The organism is Pseudomonas sp. GL_093 (assembly GCF_057837605.1).
Genome location: NZ_CM174448.1, coordinates 2,887,180 through 2,903,299, shown reverse-complemented (window position 1 = coordinate 2,903,299; position 16,120 = coordinate 2,887,180). Strand labels below are relative to the sequence as shown.

20 protein-coding genes are annotated in these 16,120 nt (G+C 60.0%); 9 read left to right on the top strand and 11 right to left on the bottom strand.

All coding sequences use genetic code 11. The features are described 5' to 3' along the window. Positions 1-53: 53 nt before the first annotated feature. Positions 54-344: a muconolactone Delta-isomerase gene (gene catC / locus AC3IUE_RS13390; protein WP_046047438.1), complete on the bottom strand. Its 291-nt coding sequence runs from the start codon at positions 342-344 to the stop codon at positions 54-56. A 10-nt stretch (positions 345-354) separates the two neighbouring features. After that, positions 355-1,503, bottom strand: a complete 1,149-nt coding sequence (locus tag AC3IUE_RS13385) for a muconate cycloisomerase family protein (RefSeq protein ID WP_489267992.1) — start codon at positions 1,501-1,503, stop codon at positions 355-357. 127 nt (positions 1,504-1,630) lie between these two features. Between AC3IUE_RS13385 and AC3IUE_RS13380 the strand changes: the two genes are divergently transcribed. After that, complete coding sequence (locus AC3IUE_RS13380) at positions 1,631-2,515, top strand: LysR family transcriptional regulator (protein WP_461997944.1); 885 nt, start codon at positions 1,631-1,633, stop codon at positions 2,513-2,515. Between the two features lie 161 nt (positions 2,516-2,676). On the opposite strand, the gene AC3IUE_RS13375 is transcribed toward AC3IUE_RS13380, so the two are convergent. From AC3IUE_RS13375 to AC3IUE_RS13355, 5 genes are all read right to left on the bottom strand, one after another. After that, the gene (locus tag AC3IUE_RS13375; protein ID WP_056744830.1) at positions 2,677-2,919 is read right to left on the bottom strand and encodes a DUF1652 domain-containing protein; all 243 of its coding nucleotides are present in this window, start codon (positions 2,917-2,919) and stop codon (positions 2,677-2,679) included. 119 nt (positions 2,920-3,038) lie between these two features. Then, the gene (locus AC3IUE_RS13370; protein WP_489267989.1) at positions 3,039-3,938 is read right to left on the bottom strand and encodes a polysaccharide deacetylase family protein; all 900 of its coding nucleotides are present in this window, start codon (positions 3,936-3,938) and stop codon (positions 3,039-3,041) included. A 98-nt stretch (positions 3,939-4,036) separates the two neighbouring features. Then, positions 4,037-4,354, bottom strand: a complete 318-nt coding sequence (locus AC3IUE_RS13365; RefSeq protein WP_489267987.1) for an AtuA-related protein — start codon at positions 4,352-4,354, stop codon at positions 4,037-4,039. Then, positions 4,351-5,715 carry an acyclic terpene utilization AtuA family protein gene (locus AC3IUE_RS13360; protein ID WP_489267985.1) on the bottom strand — a complete coding sequence of 455 codons (1,365 nt, stop codon included), beginning with the start codon at positions 5,713-5,715 and terminating at the stop codon, positions 4,351-4,353. The genes AC3IUE_RS13365 and AC3IUE_RS13360 overlap by 4 nt, the downstream gene beginning before the upstream one ends. After that, positions 5,716-7,008, bottom strand: a complete 1,293-nt coding sequence (locus tag AC3IUE_RS13355; protein WP_489267983.1) for a CitMHS family transporter — start codon at positions 7,006-7,008, stop codon at positions 5,716-5,718. It abuts the gene before it with no gap. 131 nt (positions 7,009-7,139) lie between these two features. On the opposite strand from AC3IUE_RS13355, the gene AC3IUE_RS13350 reads away from it, so the two are divergent. Continuing rightward, positions 7,140-8,057: a LysR family transcriptional regulator gene (locus AC3IUE_RS13350; protein WP_489267981.1), complete on the top strand. Its 918-nt coding sequence runs from the start codon at positions 7,140-7,142 to the stop codon at positions 8,055-8,057. A gap of 15 nt (positions 8,058-8,072) precedes the next feature. On the opposite strand, the gene AC3IUE_RS13345 is transcribed toward AC3IUE_RS13350, so the two are convergent. Beyond that, entirely contained in the window at positions 8,073-9,020 is a 948-nt protein-coding gene (locus AC3IUE_RS13345; protein ID WP_489267979.1) for an ABC transporter substrate-binding protein, read from the bottom strand. Positions 9,021-9,316: 296 nt separating this feature from the next. Between AC3IUE_RS13345 and AC3IUE_RS13340 the strand changes: the two genes are divergently transcribed. From AC3IUE_RS13340 to AC3IUE_RS13315, 6 genes are all read left to right on the top strand, one after another. Then, entirely contained in the window at positions 9,317-10,315 is a 999-nt protein-coding gene (locus AC3IUE_RS13340) for an aliphatic sulfonate ABC transporter substrate-binding protein (RefSeq protein WP_489267977.1), read from the top strand. 49 nt (positions 10,316-10,364) lie between these two features. Next, a complete protein-coding gene (locus tag AC3IUE_RS13335; protein WP_489267975.1) occupies positions 10,365-11,201 on the top strand; it encodes an ABC transporter permease in 837 nt (278 codons plus the stop codon). 3 nt (positions 11,202-11,204) lie between these two features. Further along, positions 11,205-11,918 (top strand): ABC transporter ATP-binding protein, encoded by a 714-nt coding sequence (locus AC3IUE_RS13330; RefSeq protein WP_489267973.1) that lies wholly within the window; start codon positions 11,205-11,207, stop codon positions 11,916-11,918. 65 nt (positions 11,919-11,983) lie between these two features. Continuing rightward, complete coding sequence (locus tag AC3IUE_RS13325) at positions 11,984-12,664, top strand: SOS response-associated peptidase (protein ID WP_489267971.1); 681 nt, start codon at positions 11,984-11,986, stop codon at positions 12,662-12,664. Positions 12,665-12,928: 264 nt separating this feature from the next. Then, positions 12,929-13,201, top strand: a complete 273-nt coding sequence (locus AC3IUE_RS13320; RefSeq protein WP_489267969.1) for a hypothetical protein — start codon at positions 12,929-12,931, stop codon at positions 13,199-13,201. A 91-nt stretch (positions 13,202-13,292) separates the two neighbouring features. Next, a complete protein-coding gene (locus AC3IUE_RS13315; protein ID WP_489267967.1) occupies positions 13,293-13,520 on the top strand; it encodes a DUF6555 family protein in 228 nt (75 codons plus the stop codon). A 64-nt stretch (positions 13,521-13,584) separates the two neighbouring features. Here AC3IUE_RS13315 and AC3IUE_RS13310 read toward each other — a convergent pair whose 3' ends face one another. From AC3IUE_RS13310 to AC3IUE_RS13300, 3 genes are read right to left on the bottom strand one after another with little or no spacing between them, the layout of a single operon-like run. Then, positions 13,585-13,746: a hypothetical protein gene (locus AC3IUE_RS13310; RefSeq protein WP_008157331.1), complete on the bottom strand. Its 162-nt coding sequence runs from the start codon at positions 13,744-13,746 to the stop codon at positions 13,585-13,587. A gap of 59 nt (positions 13,747-13,805) precedes the next feature. Beyond that, positions 13,806-14,117, bottom strand: a complete 312-nt coding sequence (locus AC3IUE_RS13305) for an AzlD domain-containing protein (RefSeq protein ID WP_165353329.1) — start codon at positions 14,115-14,117, stop codon at positions 13,806-13,808. Beyond that, positions 14,117-14,815, bottom strand: a complete 699-nt coding sequence (locus tag AC3IUE_RS13300) for an AzlC family ABC transporter permease (RefSeq protein WP_462051327.1) — start codon at positions 14,813-14,815, stop codon at positions 14,117-14,119. The genes AC3IUE_RS13305 and AC3IUE_RS13300 overlap by 1 nt, the downstream gene beginning before the upstream one ends. A 418-nt stretch (positions 14,816-15,233) precedes the next feature. Here AC3IUE_RS13300 and dapA point away from each other — a divergent pair, with 418 nt between their 5' ends. Further along, entirely contained in the window at positions 15,234-16,109 is an 876-nt protein-coding gene (dapA, locus tag AC3IUE_RS13295; RefSeq protein WP_489267964.1) for a 4-hydroxy-tetrahydrodipicolinate synthase, read from the top strand. Positions 16,110-16,120 lie beyond the last annotated feature (11 nt).

Below are 16,120 nucleotides of genomic sequence, written 5' to 3'. Positions count from 1 at the left end.
TGGTGGGTTCCTCATCTTGTAATTATTAGCGTAGCGAACTGAACAGGCTGGGTTCAGCGGTCATCCTCGCGAATGGAAGAAGGATGCCGGCACATCGCGTCGACCTCGATCGCCATGTACGGAAACAGCGGCAATTGCATGAGCAGGTCGTGCAGTTCCTGCACGCTGTCGACGTCGAAAACGCTGTAATTGGCATAGTGCCCGGCGATGCGCCACAGGTGGCGCCACTTGCCTTGCTCTTGCAGGCGCTGGGCCAGGGCTTTTTCGTCAGCCTTCAGCTTCGCGGCTGCTTCGGGATTCATGTCGACCGGCAGGTTCACGGTCATTTTTACGTGGAACAGCATAATGCTCTCCTCAGGCTTGATGAATGGCAGTAGACGTTTTGTCACGGCGGAAGAACGCCAGGCGTTCTTCATCGAGACTCAGGCCCAGGCCCGACGTTTTCGGCACGTGCAACTCAAAATCGCGATAGACCAGCGGCTCGCTGAGAATGTCTTCAGTCAGCAGCAGCGGGCCGAACAGCTCGGTGTCCCACGCCAGCTTGTTCAGCGTGATAAAGGCATGGGCCGAGGCCAGGGTGCCGATGCCACCTTCGAGCATGGTGCCGCCATACAGGCCGATGCCGGCCGCTTCGGCAATCGCAGCGGTTCGCAGCACGGCGCGCGGGCCGCCGTTCTTGGCGATCTTCAAGGCAAACACCGAGGCCGCGCCTTCACGGGCCAGGTTGAACGCATCCTCCACGCATTCGATGGATTCATCGGCCATGATCGGCGCCGGGCTCATGGCGTTCAGGCGCGCCATGCCGGCGCGGTTGTTGCGCGAAATCGGCTGTTCGATCAGGTCGATGCCGTTGGTTCCCAGGATCCGGCAGGCGCGCAACGCGACCGCTTCGTCCCAGGCCTGATTGACATCGACCCGCACACTGGCGCGATCGCCCAGGGCTTTTTTGATCGCAATGACGTGGGCCAGGTCGCGGTTGACCTCACCGGCACCGATTTTCAGTTTGAAGATCCGATGGCGGCGCAGGTCGAGCATTTTTTCCGCTTCGGCGATGTCCTGGCCGGTGTCACCACTGGCCAGGGTCCATGCCACTGGCAGGGCATCGCGAACGCGGCCGCCCAGCAACTCGCTGACCGGCAGCCCGAGGCGTTTGCCTTGAGCGTCGAGCAAGGCGGTTTCGATACCTGATTTAGCAAAGGTGTTGCCACGGATGCTGCGCTCCAGGCGCAACATCGCGGCGTTCACGTTGGCGCTGTCCTGGCCCAGCAGCAGCGGCGCGAAGTGTTTGTCGATGTTGGTCTTGATGCTGTCAGGGCTTTCGTTGCCGTAGGCCAGGCCACCAATGGTGGTGGATTCGCCAATGCCTTCAATGCCGTCGGCGCAGCGCACGCGAATGATCACCAGGGTCTGGTTCTGCATGGTGTGCATCGCCAGTTTGTGCGGGCGGATGGTCGGCAGATCGACGATGATCGTCTCGATCGATTCAATGGCTGTTGCAAGCATGTCGATACCCGTCAGGTTCTTAAAGTTCTGGAACCGATTCTGGTACGGCTTTTTTCGGGAAGCCAATATAGAATTGGTCTGACTTGATACCTTTAAGGTATGCAACCGACTTGCGTCTGGAGGCTCCATGGAACTGCGTCACCTGCGGTATTTTCAGGTGTTGGCTCAAACCCTCAATTTCACCCGTGCCGCCGAGCTTCTGCACATTGCCCAACCACCGCTGAGCCGGCAGATGCAGCAATTGGAAGATGAACTCGGGGTGTTGTTGCTGGAACGCGGGCGGCCACTGAAGCTGACCGATGCCGGGCGGTTTTTCCATGAGCATTCCACCGCCCTGCTCGAGCAACTGGGCAAGGTGTGCGACAACACGCGACGGATCGGTCTGGGTGAAAAGACCTGGCTGGGCATCGGTTTCGCCCCATCGACGCTTTACGGCGTGCTGCCGGAACTGATTCGCCGTTTGCGCAGCGGCGAGCCCCTGGAGCTTGAACTGGGGCTCTCGGAAATGACCACGTTGCAGCAAGTACAGGCGCTCAAGGCCGGGCGCATCGACATTGGTTTCGGCCGAATCCGCATCGACGACCCGGCGATCATCCAGACTGTGTTGACCGAAGATCGGTTGGTCGCGGCCCTGCCCGCCGGCCATCCATTACTGGCCGGGCCGATCAGCCTCCGCGAACTGGCGAAAGAACCGTTCGTGCTGTACCCCGGCAACCCGCGCCCGAGCTACGCCGACCATGTGATCGCGTTATTCGAATCCTATGGCGTGAGCATTCATGTGGCGCAATGGACCAACGAACTGCAAACAGCTATCGGTCTGGTGGGAGCGGGAATCGGCGTCACCCTGGTGCCGGCCTCGGTGCAATTGCTGCACCGCGACGACATTGGTTTCACGCCGCTGCTGGAAGACAACGCGACCTCGCCGATCATTCTCAGCAGGCGCGTGGGCGACGTATCGCCGGGGCTGAATCATTGCTTGCAGATGATTGATGAACTGCAACCGCGGGAGTAATTGCAGCTGTAACGCGATCCGTAGCAGCTGGCGAAGCCTGCGTTCGGCTGCGAAGCAGTCGTGAAATCAGGCACTGCGGTGTTTCAGGTGAACTGCAGATGCCGGTTTTACGACTGCTTCGCAGCCGAACGCAGGCTTCGCCAGCTGCTACATAGTCCACTTCAACCGGCAAACGCCCGGCGCCCGGCACGCATTTCAATGCGCAACTCGCCAATCAGATTGGAGATATCGCGAACGCTGGTCAGCCGTTCGGGTGATACACCGGTAATCAACAGATCAATGCGCCCGGTGGCGGGTTCGTAGACTTTGATCCGCAACGTTTCGTCCGGATTCACTGTGCAGGCACAGGAAAGCGGTTGAAAACCGGACTCAACAATGCGGCAAAGCTCAGGAACTGAAACCATGACTGGCGCCTCCGTGGCAGGTAATCGGATCCAACTTGCTCAGCATAGATGCGCTTTTCCAATCCTGCGCCCGCCAATGGTCAGAAAAAGTGTTAGCTGTTTCTCACTTTGGCAACCTTTCAGTGAGAATCCCCATCCCAGATCCAATTCCAGATCCCCGGCAATTTAACCGCCTCTGAACCGTCGCGAACGGTACGCGCCATGGCCGCCCGTTGCAGCGCTGCCGTGTCGTCGTAAAACGGCTTTTCTGCGATTTTCACACCGGTAGCCTGTGCGCTGTCGAGAAGGATTTGCAGGTACTCGCGCGCGTGCCGGGCGGTGTAGCGATTGAGGTCGTGGAACGTCACCACCACCGGAATCACCCCATCCACCACCGGCAACTCGCCAAGAGCGATGCGCTCGCGCACTTCGGACATTGTGCGCAAGAAGTGGGCCCGCCGCCGTGGGCTGGCGTTGAAGCCCCAGATTTTGCCGTCATTGGCGCTCAGGTCGGTGAGCAATACGTGCATGCCGTGCTGCTGATAGGCGGCGAAGACCCGTTTGTCATAGTTCCAGAATGGCGGACGTACCAGGGTCGGCGGCGCGCCGGTGATCGCGGCGATGTCGGCGCTGCCCTTAGTCAGCGACTGCTCCAGCTCCTCCGGGCTCAGGGAGCGGTGATTGGTGTGCGAGTGGGTCGCCGTGTGGAAGCCCAGAATCTGCCCTTCTGCGTGTTCGCGGCGCATGACCTCGCGACCGATGTCACTGTCGCCCGCCCGCGGGGCACCCGTCTGCACGAAGAACACCGCTTTGAGGTTCGGTTGCACCGGGTTAGTGGCCAGACTGTCGAGCACCGTCATCGTTGGATTCCAGAAACTCGATGCGCTGGGACCGTCGTCGAAGGTCAGCAGAAAACGGACCGGCGGTTGCGCGCTCAGACGCTGTTCGGTCTGCGGCGTCATTTCAATGGGAGAAGCGATGCACCCAACCAGACCGGTGGCGATGATGAGTGCAGAGAGAACCTTGAACAGCTGTTTCATGTTTTGCCCATTTATCCTTCGTCGGCCCGCAGGTCGCTGCGGGCCGAGGTTGGATAAGGGTACACAGTGTTTGGTTCCAGCGTCGCCTCATCGGGTGCTCATAGCTCCAGGTCGAGCAGCGCCGCACCCAACGCCTTGCCGTGGGCGTCGAGCGCCAGGGAGCGGGTCACACCGCCGCGCAGAATGCCCGGCAAGACGAAATTGAGCGCATGGACGTTCGGCAACTCGTAGCGCCGTACCGGTGGATTGTGTGGGCCGAGCAATTCGGCGAAATGTTCGGTCACCCGCTCCACCGTCAGCCACTGACACAGTCGCGGATAGTCTTCGGCACGAAAGGTGATCACCGAAATGTTGGAGGTGTCGCCCTTGTCGCCCGTTCGCGAATGGGCCAGTTCACGCAGTTTGATGCGACTCATGCAATGTCCTCCAAATGAACTTGCAGAGTGACGGCATCGCGCGGCAGCAACAGCGAAGCCACCCCCACCACCTGCCGCACCGACTTGCTGGCCCCGCCACCGCCGTAAGGGCCATTGGTGTAGAGGGTTTCCACTTCATTGCCAATCCGCAGCGCTTCGGCGCGATCGGCGCAACGTGCCGCCACTCGCAGGCGCACTTCCCAGGGCTCACTGTCCGTCCGTGAACCCAATTCAGTACCGTGCAAGGCATCGACGCCGATCAACTCGGCGCGGATCTCCTCAAACACCACGCCCGTCAGTTTCAAGCGCTCCAGTACCACCTCTCGTGCCAATCGCCCTCGCGCCAACGCACCCGGCCCGCCATAGGACATCTGGCCCTCGCCGATCCAGCCGTCGAGATAACCCACCGAGACTTTCAGTGACGGCGGTCGCGCCCGGCCGTCAGCGCCATGGGCCGATACCCGGTCCGGACCTTGGGCCGTGAAGAACACACCCGAAAAATCGGCACTGACATCCGGTGTCAGGTAAGCAGCCGGGTCATGCACTTCATAGATCATCTGTTCGGTGCAGGTCGCCGTATCGATGCGTCCGCCAGAGCCGGCGACCTTGCTGATCACTGCGCGTCCCGTGGCATCCACCTCGGCCAGTGGAAACCCCAGGCGCGCCAGATCCGGCACATCCTTGAACCCCGGGTCGGCAAAATAGCCACCGCTGATCTGGCCTGCACACTCGAGCAAATGCCCCACGAGTGTGCCGCGTCCCAACAGCGACCAATCATCCGCCGCCCAGCCGAATTCGAACATCTGTGGTGCGAGGAACAGCGAAGGGTCCGCCACACGACCGGTGATGATCACGTCGGCATCGGCGTGCAACGCGTCGATGATGCCCTCCACGCCCAGATAAGCATTAGCCGAAATGACACGATCACCCAGGGACGCCAACGTGCTGCCGTTATCCAGGGTCTGCGACAGATCGCGCAATAGTGTCGCCAGCACATCGTCACCGGTCAGCGCCGCCACTTTCAGTCCCGACAACCCCAATTGTGCGGCGATCCGTCGGACTTCACGTGCCGCGGCCAGCGGATTGGCCGCGCCCATGTTGGTGATCACCCGCAAACGTCGGCGCTGGCCATCGGCGCCACGACCGACAAAGGGCAGCACGCGACGCATGCGCTCCCCCAGCAACGGGTCGAAACCCGCATCGGGGTCAACCAGCCGCGCTTGCTGTGCCAGGGCAATGGTGCGCTCGGCCAGGCATTCGAACACCAGATAATCCAGCTCGCCGTGCTCGGCCAATTCGACGGCCGGTTCGATGCGGTCGCCGGAGTAACCGGCACCGGAACCGATGCGTAAGGTTTTCATTCAGAAGACTCCAAGAAGCAGCGCTGTCAGGGTCATGAGCACCGAGGCCGCGAACAGAAAAGGGATGGTGAAGCGCTGGTGATCCGCCAGTTCGATCTTGCACAACCCCACCAACAGAAAAGTCGCGGGGGTCAGCGGGCTGACCGGGAACCCGGTGGTGTGCACCCCCAGCAATGACGCTTGGGCCACTTGCACAGGGTCGACGCCCAAGGCCCGGCCGACTTCAGCCACCACCGGCATGATGCCGAAATAGAAGGAATCGGGATCGAACAGCAGGCTCAAGGGCATGGAAATGAAGCCCACCACCATTGGAATCAACTTGCCGTGCCCGGCGGGAATCTGCGCCACCGCGACCTCAGCCATGGCCTTGAGCATCCCGCTGCCCTGCATGATCCCGGTGAACACACCGGCCGCCAGAAGAATGCTGGCCATGGTCAGCGCCGTTTTCGCATGGGCGTCGATGCGTGCACGTTGGGCATCGACGTTGGGGTAGTTGAGGCACAAAGCGAGCACCGTACCGAGCATGAACATCACCACCGGGTCCACGATCCCGGCAATCATCACGCCCATCACCACCACGGTCAGCACCAGATTGACCCAAAACAGGTGCGGCTTGCGCAACGCAATCTCGGCGTCGCTCAGCACCCGTTTCGGCATCACGTCCACCGACACTCCGGCGCCTAGACCCAAGCGCCGTTCTTCGCGACGACCGAGGAACCAGGCGCAGGTAAAGACGAACCCCAGCCCCACGATCTGCACGGGGATCAGTGGTTGAAACAGGTCGGCTACCGGCACATGCAATGCCGCCGAGGACCGCAGGACCGGGCCGGTCCATGGCAGGAAATTGACCCCGGCGGCCATGGCCGTGACGCAGGCCAGAATGCGCTTATCCATGCCCAGCCGCGTATACAACGGCAACATGGCCGGGATGGTCACCAGGAAGGTGACGGCCCCTGAACCGTCCAGATGCACCAGCAACGCCAAAAGCGCGGTGCCCATGACAATGCGCGTCGGGCGGGTACCGACTCGGTGCAGGATCCGGTCGATGATCGGGTCCAGCATGCCGGCGTCGGTCATCACGCCGAAGAACAGAATCGCGAACACAAACATCCCGACCACCGGGGCGACGTTCTTGATACCGGTAATGATGAAGGCACTGGTCTGCAGGCCGAATCCACCGATCAGTGCGGCGATGATGGGCAAGGCGATCAATGCAACCAGGGGTGAAAGGCGTTTGCTCATGACAGCAGCAAGCAAACAGAGAATGGTAATGACACCGAGTGTGGCAAGCATGGGCAGATCCTGTTCGGCCTCTCTGATCGCCTGGGCGATGAGACGCGCTGTTGTTGTTTTCACCGAGTATTGGAATTGCAGGTAATCTTTGTAAATTGAAATGTTCGGCGGTCATCATTCGGAAAAACAAAATGAAGAACTCGATCCAACACATCCGCGCTTTTCTGGCCGTTGCACAAACCGGTAGTTTTTCCAGGGCGGCGGTGGCACTGAACCTCTCGCCTTCGGCGTTGACCGTGCAAATTCAACAACTGGAGGATTGGCTCGGCGTCGCCCTACTTGAACGCAGCCCACGCCACGTCAGCCTCACCAGCGCCGGGCAAAGCGCATTGCTGCCGATGGAGAAGTTGTTGCTGGACCTTGAAAACATCGTCACCGCCTCGCGGGACCTGGCGTCGTTGCGCCGCGGCGTCGTGACCATCGCCGCCCTGCCCTCGCTGTGCGCCTCAACCCTGCCGCCACTTCTGAAGCAGTTTCGCGAGCAGTTTCCGGGCGTGGAAGTTCGCCTGCGGGACGTCGTCGCCCAACGCATCGACACGCTGGTTCGCGATGGCGAGGTGGATTTTGGCCTCGGCGTCCGGGCACGAATGAGCCATGGGCTGGAATTTCAGGTGGTCATGGAAGATCGGCTGTGTCTGTTCATCCCCATCGATCACCCACTGGCCAAGCGACGCTCGGTCACCTTGGGCGAGCTGACGGCTCAACCGATCATCCTGACCGGGCGCGACAGCAGCGTGCGCGAATTGGTCGAGCAACTGTTCGCCGACGCACAACTGCCGTTGTCGCCGGGACTGGAAGCCAATTACATGTCGACGGTGCTGGCGCTGGTGCGTCAGGGGCTGGGCATGAGCCTGCTGCCCGAGTCGGCGGACGACGGGCGCGATGATCTGGTCAAAGTGCCGGTGGATCATCCGGGCATCACGCGCGCCATCGGCCTGATCACCCGCACAGGACAAGCCATGGCGCCCGCCGCGCTACGGTTCATCGAGATGCTGCAAAGCACCTCGACCGGCGTGCAGAAACTCGGGCAACAAGCGACCCGGCAATGACGCAACGCTGCACGCTTACTCAGCCAAAGCCTGCTGAAACGAGCTGTCGATAATCGGCGCAGTCGCCAATGCAGCCGACAGCGCTTTTACCTTGAACAGGAAGTCCGCGGTGCTTTGCAGATCCTTTGCTGCCTGCGCATCCACCGGGCCGACGGTCATGTGGGCCTGGCGCAACCAGTGGCGCGAGACGTTCTGGTCAAGGTTGGCTTTCTTCGCCCAGAGATCGGCGTACTCGTCGGTGTGGTTGTCGACCCAGGCCCGGGCCTTTTTCAGGCGCACCAGAAAGTCGGCAATGGCTTCGCGCTTGCTGTCGATCGACGGCGCCGAGGCGGCGATGGCGCTCAGGCCGGGCATCAGGTTCTTGGCGGTGAGGATCGGCCGGGCGCCGGAGAACAGAATCTGCTGGGAGATGTAAGGTTCCCAGACCGGGAACGCGTCGATGCTGCCCTGAGGCAACGCGGCGGCGGCATCGATCGGCATCAGCTTGATGAAGTCGACATAGTCTTCCGGCAGGTCGGCTTTTTCCAGGGCGCGCAGGGTCAGTTGCTGGCTCCAGGCACCGGGCCAGTAAGCGACTTTCTTACCCTTCAGATCGGCGATGGTCTTGACCGGCGAATCCTTGGGCACCAGCAAGGCGATGGTGTCGGGGTTCTGCCGCGACACGCCGATCAGTTTCACCGGCGCCTGCTTGGCGGCGAGGAACAGAAAACCCGAATCGCCGAGAAAACCCAGATCCAGCGCGCCGGTGTTCAACGCTTCGGCCAGCGGCGCGGCGGCCTGGAAGTGCTTCCAGTCGACGGTGTACGGCGCATCTTTCAGTACGCCCGACGCCTCCACCGAAGCGCGAACGTTGTAGTAGTTCTGATCACCGACGTGCAGGACGACGGGCTCGGCGGCGTAAGCCAGTGGTGCGGCGAACAGTGCGCTGGTCAGCAGACTGCGTACGAATCGGGACAGGGTCATCGGGGGCTCCTTGAGGGTTATTGCGATAGACCATAACGCTCTTACAGAAGCCATTTGAAATTCGATTTATGCATAAGCTCATGACCAGCAGCAAACAGTGTTTGCCCAGCAACAGCGACCAAACAGACTGTTTTCCCTTGAACATTTCTCTGCCCCTGCTTCATCGCCAAGGCCTTGAAAACACTCGTCACGTAAAACATGGCACAGAGCCTGCAATATTCCTTTTATGCCGGAAGCATTTATAAAAAATGATTTTTTGGAAATAAGAACCTCGCCGCCTTGCCCGGAGCTGTCCCATGAAACCCACCTTCCGTTTTCCCCACGTCAGGTCTCTGCTCAGCGCCTGCGCCCTGGCGCTCAGCCTGCAACCGCTTGCCCAGGCCGCTGAAGCGCCACCGGCCGAAGTGCATCTGGATTACGCCTATTACTCGCCCGTAAGTTTGGTGCTCAAACACTTCGGCTTTCTGGAAAAAGCCCTGCCACAAACCAAGGTCAGCTGGGTACTGAGCCAGGGCAGCAACCGCTCGCTGGAATACCTCAACAGCGGCGGCGTCGACTTCGCCTCCTCCGCCAGCCTCGCCGCCGTGCTGAGCCGCGCCAATGGCAGCCCGATCAAATCGGTTTACGTCTACAGCCGCGCCGAATGGACGGCGCTGGTGGTGCGCAAGGATTCGCCGTACAAGACCGTGGCCGATCTGAAAGGCAAAAAAATCGCCGCCACCAAAGGCACCGATCCGTACCTGTTTACCCTGCGCAGCCTGCAACAGGCAGGCCTGAGCAAAGACGATGTGGAACTGGTGCATTTGCAGCACCCGGACGGTCGCACCGCGCTGGAAAAAGGTGACGTCGACGCCTGGGCCGGACTCGATCCGCACATGGCTGCGAGCCAGGTTCAGGCCGGTTCGCGGTTGCTCTATCGCAACACTGATTTCAACAGCTACGGCGTGGTCAGCGTCACCGACAGCTATGCCAAAGAACACCCACAGACCATCGAAACCGTACTGAATGCCTACGAGCAAGCTCGCGAGTGGGCGGTAAAAAATCCGGAGGAACTGGCGAAGCTACTCGCTGGCGAATCCGGCCTGCCGCTGGAAGTGGCCAAGCTGCAATTGTCGCGCACCGACCTGAGCAGCCCGCAACTGACCGCCAAGGACGTGATCGCCTCCAAGGCTGCCGCACCGATTCTGGTTTCCGAAGAACTGGTTCGTCGTGGGGTGAATGTCGATCAAGTGATCGACCAACTGATCGACACCGGCTTCAAAGAAACCGTGGCTCGTGTAGGAGCTGTCGAGTGAAACGAGGCTGCGATCTCTTGATCTTGATTCGTCGTGACCGGAGAACCCAATGACCAGCAAAAGCAAACACCTGTCCGCCCCGCTGGCATTGCCCGCACTCCGACGCCTCAACAACGCCTGGAAACTCCGCCTCAAGGCCCTCGCCCTACCGGTGCTGATCCTCCTCGTGCTGGAATTCGTCGTACGTATCGGCTGGTTGCCGTCCTACCAAATGCCGGCCCCCAGCGAGATCGCGCTGACCTTGAGCGACCTCGCCGAAGGCGCGCTGTGGAAGCACATCAGCGCCAGCCTGTTGCGGGTGCTGCTGGGTTTCGCCATCGGCGCCGGTCTGGCCCTGGTGTTTGCCGCGTGGGTCGGTTTGAGCCGCGAAGCCGAAGCCTGGCTGGAGCCGACGTTCGCCGGCCTGCGCTCGATTCCGAGCCTGGCCTGGGTGCCGCTGTTGCTGCTGTGGCTGGGCATCGACGAAACCTCGAAAATCGTCTTGATCGCCATCGGCGCCTTCTTCCCGGTGTACCTCAATGGCGTCGCGGCGATCCGCGACATCGACCGCAAACTGGTGGAAGTCGGGCAGATGTACGGCTTCAGCCGGCCGCGACTGGTGCGCCGCATTCTGCTGCCCGCCGCCCTGCCCGGTCTGTTCACCGGGTTGCGCAGCGGCATGAGCCTGGCCTGGATGTTTTTGGTCGCCGCCGAACTGATCGCCGCGACCAAAGGCCTGGGGTATCTGCTCAGCGACGGTCGCGAGACTTCACGCCCGGACATCGTGCTGGCGGCAATCATCGTGCTGGCGCTGCTGGGCAAACTCAGCGACGGCATCCTCGCCGGCCTGGAGAAGCGTTTCCTCGCCTGGCGCGACACCTTCAACGGCCAAAGCGCAGAGGATTGAGCCATGACCGACCACCTGCTGGACATTCGCGTCGAGCGCAAAACCTTCGCAGCCACCACCGTGCTCAAGAACATCCACTTGCAATTGCAACCGCGGGAAGCCATCAGCCTGCTGGGCCCCAGCGGCTGCGGAAAAAGCACATTGCTGCGGATCATCGCCGGCCTGGAAAAGGACTTTGAGGGCGAAGTGCTCAGCAGCGCCGGGGACGTCGCTTTTGTGTTCCAGGAGCCGCGACTGATGCCATGGCTGACGGTCGAACAGAACATCGGTTTCAGCGCCGACGACCATTACGACAAAGCCTGGGTCACGCAACTGATCGACGAAGTCGGTCTCGGCGGTTTTGCTCAAGCCCTGCCCAAAGCGCTGTCGGGCGGCATGGCGCAGCGGGTGGCGATCGCTCGCGGCCTCTACTCGCGACCGCACGTGCTGTTGCTGGATGAACCCTTCAGCGCGGTGGACGCCTTCACCCGCATGAAACTGCAGGACCTGCTGCTGCAACTGGCCGAACGTCACGCCATCGCCCTGCTGCTGGTGACCCACGACGTGGATGAAGCGCTGTACCTCAGTGATCGGGTGCTGGTGATGGACAATCGCCCCAGCAGTATTCGTCAGGAGCTGGCGGTGCAACTGGCCCATCCCCGTGACCGGCGCGACCCTTTGCTGGCGCGCCTCAAGGCTTTGTCGTTGACCGAGTTGCAGCGCGCCCATGTGATCTGAGCAACTAAGCTGAAATCTCCAGTCAGAGCTCTTCAATCGGAGCTCTTCAATCAGAGAATCAGCCAATGTGCGGACGTCTGTCGCAGTACCGTGGCATCCACGATTTTGTCGCGGTGCTGAGCATCCCCGACGCGTTGATCAACCATGTCGGTGATGAACCTCTGGTCCGCTACAACGCGGCGCCCACCACGCAACTCGCCCTCCTGCATCTGGAAAGCAACGGGCTGCACGCCGACTTTCAGCGCTGGGGATGGCGGCCGCACTGGGCGAAGGATCGGGCGGCACCGATCAATGCGCGAGTCGAAAAAGTCGCCCACGGCCCGTTCTTCCGGGCGATCTGGCCGCACCGCGCGATCGTGCCGATCGACAACTGGTTCGAATGGGTCGATGCCGGGGGCTCGACGAAGCAACCGTGGCTCATCCGCCGACGGGACCGGGCGCCGATTTTATGCGCCGCAATCGGACAGTTTCCCCGCGCGGGTGATGAGCCGCGGGCGGATGACGGTTTTGTGATCATCACCGCCGACAGCGCGGGCGGCATGCTCGACATTCATGACCGGCGCCCCGTGGTGTTGTCTGCGCCGCTGGCGCGGGAATGGCTTGACCCGGCCACCCCCAAAGAACGCGCTGAGCAGATGGCGCTGTTGCAGGGCGAAGTCAGCGAGGTTTTCGAGTGGTACAAGGTGGACAAAGCGGTGGGCAATTCAAGAAATCAAGGCGCAGCATTGATTGATGAAATCCTATAAACGTATCAATACAGACATAAATGCAGGCATAAGCAACGGCTATATATACATATTGATCACTTGAACGTTACACAGGCTGTTTCAGCCAAGAGACACTTTGCTTTGTTTGCCATTTAACCTGATAACCGCCTGTCTGACACTTCGATACATTTAGAATAACTATGGATAGCATGCGCGCCGCATTCCCTTCGGCACCCCGCAATTGACCAAAGAGTCAATAAACCAAGGAAATCCTTACAACAACAAGCCTTGCAGAGAATTAAATTGCGCGACGATTTCACAATTAATCAAGTCGATGGTCTGGCGTGTGTTTATCTTTCGAAGACAGAACATTACCCACTCGACTGTTTTATCGGGCAATACATAAAGACCCGCAACCTGGGTTCAATCTCCACTATCAGCAACATTCTTCGTTCAACCCTCGAAAACTATCCGGGCAAACCTCCGATCATGGTTAACGAACTGAACGCCTGGATCGACAAGACCTTGGGTTATAGGGCCTCCCACCCCGATTTTCTGCCGTTGGAAGAGGTTTGAGTTAATGGACCGGGTTCATTCAGCCAAAGAACTGAACGAACCCGACATCGAGCCACTCTCAATAACAGAGCTTCGGCCCAAGGAGGAATATATGAGCAAACTCGTCCCCTATGCCGTTCACTATATGTTCGACGGCGTTCGTCAGCACTTTTTCAAACTGGCTGAACAGTTCTCGGATGTCGAGGCAATACATTCGGCGTCTGCCCATGCTTATCCCGACTCCGATCTTCAAATCGCCGCACACGCCAACCTTGAAACTGCGCGCATCAAAGCGCAGCAATTGGGTATTACGCACATTCGCTGGAATGAAGCGATCTGATTTAATCAACGACCAATGAAAAGCCCCGCTTTGATAGCGGGGCTTTTTTGTATATGCAGCGAGGTCAAGGCTTCAGCGGACGCTCCTGGTCGCGGTCTGACAGTTCTTTACCGTCGTCGGGGTGCTTCCAGTCCGGCGTCGAACGCCTCTGCCGCTCAATCTCTTCTTCCGTGGGTTCGTCATCCACATCTTCATCCGGGTATGGACGCTTTGGATCATTAGCCATGCTCACCTCTCTTCCTGTAGGGGTCCCCTTTAAGCGTAGAACAATTTGACGGGAACGACTTAGAGCCACCAACGCAGCAAAAAGAAAAACCCCATGCTCAACAACATGCTGAGCAAGGTATTGCGGGTGTAAAGCACCAGCCCCACCGCCACCAGCGAACTGATCAGGTACGGGTTGTCCCACTGCAGATTCAGCTGCTTGTCTGGCATGAACACGATCGGCCCGCAGATCGCCGTCAGCATGCCCGGCACCGCAAAACCCAGGAACTGCCGCGCATTGCTGCTCAAGCGCACGGGCAGCCGCGGCTCCAGAAACACATAGCGGTTGAGGAACACCAATAGCCCCATGCCGAAAATCACCGCCCAGACCATCATGTGCGTCCACCGTAGAATTTGTTGCAAATAAAGCCTGCGGTCATGCCCGCCAGCCCCGACAGCACCAGCGCCGAGCCCCATTGCCAGTAGCTGAACAGCACGGAGCAGAACAACGACACCGCCACGCACACCACGGTCGGAACGTTCCGCACCACCGGGGTGATCAGGGCGATAAAGGTCGCCGCGATGGAAAAGTCCAGCCCCAGATGTTCCAGCCCCGGAATGCTGCTGCCCAGCACGATGCCGGCCAGGGTGAAGAGATTCCAGGCGATGTAAAACGTCAGGCCGACACCCAACGCGTACCAGCGATTGAACTGTTGTTTGTCATGCTGACTGGTCAGGGCGAACAGCTCGTCGGTGAGCAAAAAGCCCAACCCCACACGCCAGCGACCCGGCAACGGCGAAATCACCGAACGCATGCTCATCCCGTAGAGCAAATGCTGGGAGGTCAGCAGCAGCGTGGTCAGCAGAATCGAAAAGATCCCGGCACCGCCCTTGAGCATGCCGATCGCCACCAGTTGCGCGGCCCCGGCAAATACGATGCTCGACAAACCCTGGCCTTGCAGGGGCGTGAGATTGGCCTCGATGGCCATGGAGCCGGCCAGCAGCCCCCAGGGCGCGGTGGCCAGGGACAACGGCATGATCGCCGCAGCACCGCGAAGAAAGGCACTGCGCGGCATGAGTGAATTGGACATAACGCTCTACAACCAGGGAAAGACCTCAGACTGTGCCAGCAGTCGTGACCGCTGGCTTGAACAATCTTGCGCACTTGGTCCGCGGCCAGGCACAACGACAGTATGCGTGCGGAGTTGGCTGATTTTCGCGATTGACAAAAATCGCGCTGGCTTTTAAAACTGAGCACCTCATTCAGGGTGTAAGCAAGTATGTCCGCAACCTTCAACCTCAACACTGTCGTCATTGGCTTGAATGCCAAGGCGCAAGGTTGCGTTGCGCACGCCCTCAAATCGAAGAAACAGTCGCTCATGTGACCGGGGCGCGCTGTCCCGTCAGATGAGCTGACAGGACATTGAGCGCGACGGACACCCTCCCCTTGCTTTCTGCCTTCTACGCTTCTGACGGTGACGAAATCGGTCAACCTTCAGGAGTACGTGCATGTCATCGTTTCAAGGTATCTGGGTCCCTCTCGTTACACCGTTTCGCAACGGTGCGATCGATTTCGTCGGCTTGCGCCGGCTGGTCAATCATCTGCTGGAAAAAGGCGTCGATGGCGTTGTGGTCTGCGGCACCACGGCGGAAGCGGCGGCACTGAGCAAACACGAACAGCTGGCGGTGCTCGATGCGGTGCTGGAGCAGGTGCCGGCGGAACGGGTGGTCATGGGCCTGGCCGGCAACAATATGGCCGAGCTGCTGCAATTTCAGAACGAAATCCTGAAACGTCCACTGGCCGGTTTGCTGGTACCGCCGCCGTATTACATCCGTCCGTCCCAGGCGGGCCTCGAAGCGTTTTACCAAACCGTCGCCGATGCCTCCAGCGTTCCGCTCATTCTTTACGACATCCCTTACCGCACCGGCGTGGCGTTCGAGCAGGCAACCCTGCTCAACATCGTCGCCCATGAGCGAATCGTCGCGATCAAGGATTGCGGCGGCAATCAGGCCAACACCCTGGCACTGCTAGGCAGTGGCAAGGTCGACGTGCTGTGCGGCGAAGATAACCAGATCTTCAGCGCCTTGTGTCTGGGCGCCACAGGCGCCATTGCCGCTTCGGCGCATGTTCATCCGGAGCTGTTCGTGGCGTTGTATCAACAGATCCGCGACAACCGGTTAGCGGCGGGTCGAGCGACATTCTTCCAACTGCTGCCGCTGATTCACAGCCTGTTCATCGAGCCCAATCCCGCCCCGGTGAAAACCGCCCTGGCCCTTGAAGGCTTGATCGACGACGAACTGCGCGCGCCGATGCTACGCAGCAGCGAAACCATGGTGGCGCGTCTGAAGGAAGTGCTGGCGGCGTTGAACAGCAACAATCGATAGAGCGCCAGCAA